The organism is Phenylobacterium sp., from assembly GCF_030654915.1.
In the GTDB taxonomy this organism is placed as follows: Bacteria; Pseudomonadota; Alphaproteobacteria; order Caulobacterales; family Caulobacteraceae; genus Phenylobacterium.
Genome location: NZ_JAURWM010000072.1, coordinates 1 through 1,184 on the forward strand (window position 1 = coordinate 1; position 1,184 = coordinate 1,184).

A 1,184-nucleotide genomic window follows, 5' to 3' on the forward strand; every position below is an offset into this window, starting at 1 on the left:
TCGAGCCGTCTCTGGGTCGAGCTTTGGCCCGGGACCGGCTCGGGCCATCGCCTCCTCGATGAAGGCTTCGGCTGCTTCGCGCGATTGCGTGTCCATGATCGTCGCCTTGGGCCAACGTCGCGTCACCGGACCGCGCCGGCGGACGGCTTCACGCTAAACCTGTGGCGGCTGAGCGTCCATCGGAGGGAAAACCCGGAGGAAGCGGCCGGCCATCACCAGCTTGTTGGGAGGAGAGCGCTTCAGCCCTTCGTGACGAAGCTGTCGATGACCTTCTTGTCGCCGGCCTTGTCGAAGGAGACGGTGAGCTTGTTGCCGTCCACCGACTTGATCTTGCCGTAGCCGAACTTCTGGTGGAACACGCGCTCGCCGCGCTTGAAGTCGCTGGCGGCCGAGGACTCGGAGACGACCAGCCGGCCCTCGCCCTCGATCACCGGGCCGCGACCTGGGTGGCTGCCGTGGAAATTGCGGTCCTGGGCGCGTTTCCAGCCGGGCGAGGAATAGCCCGCGCCGAACGAGGGGCTTTCGTCCCAACGCGAGCCGTGCTGCTGCTGCATGCCGGGGCCGCCGCCGTAATAGCCGGTCTCGGACGTCGCCTCGACATTGGCCAGGGGCAGTTCGTCGACGAAGCGCGAGGGGAGCTGGCTTGTCCAGCGGCCATAGACTTGGCGGTTGGCGGCGAAGGAGATGCGGGCTTCCTCGCGGGCGCGGGTGATGCCGACATAGGCCAGGCGGCGTTCCTCCTCGAGGCCCTTTTCGCCCTTTTCGTCGACGCTGCGCTGCGAGGGGAAGACGCCTTCCTCCCAGCCGGGCAGGAAGACCAACGGGAATTCGAGACCCTTGGCCGAGTGCAGGGTCATGATCTGCACCGCGTCGGCCTGGGGGCCGCGGTCCATGTCCATCACCAGCGAGACGTGTTCGAGATAGCTCTCGAGGCTGTCGAAGGCGCTCATCGACTGGACGAGTTCCTTGAGGTTCTCCAGTCGGGTCTGGGCGGTGGGCGTCTTGTCCAGGCGCAGGGCGTCGGTGTAGCCGCTCTCCTCCAGCACCTGCTCGGTCACGCGGGCGTGGTGCATGGTCTGGGCCTGGGCGCGCCAGCGGTCGAGGTCGCGCAGGAAGTTGGACAGCGCCGTGCGGGTGCGGGCGGCCAGTTCGTCGGTCTGCACCGCCTGGCGGGCGGCGGCCAT

Annotated in this window: 1 protein-coding gene; it reads right to left on the bottom strand. The window is 67.7% G+C overall.

The features are described from left to right. Positions 1-239: 239 nt before the first annotated feature. Positions 240-1,184, bottom strand: a 945-nt coding sequence (locus Q7T84_RS03540; RefSeq protein ID WP_304806325.1) for a 3'-5' exonuclease, incomplete at its 5' end; no start/stop codon positions are given.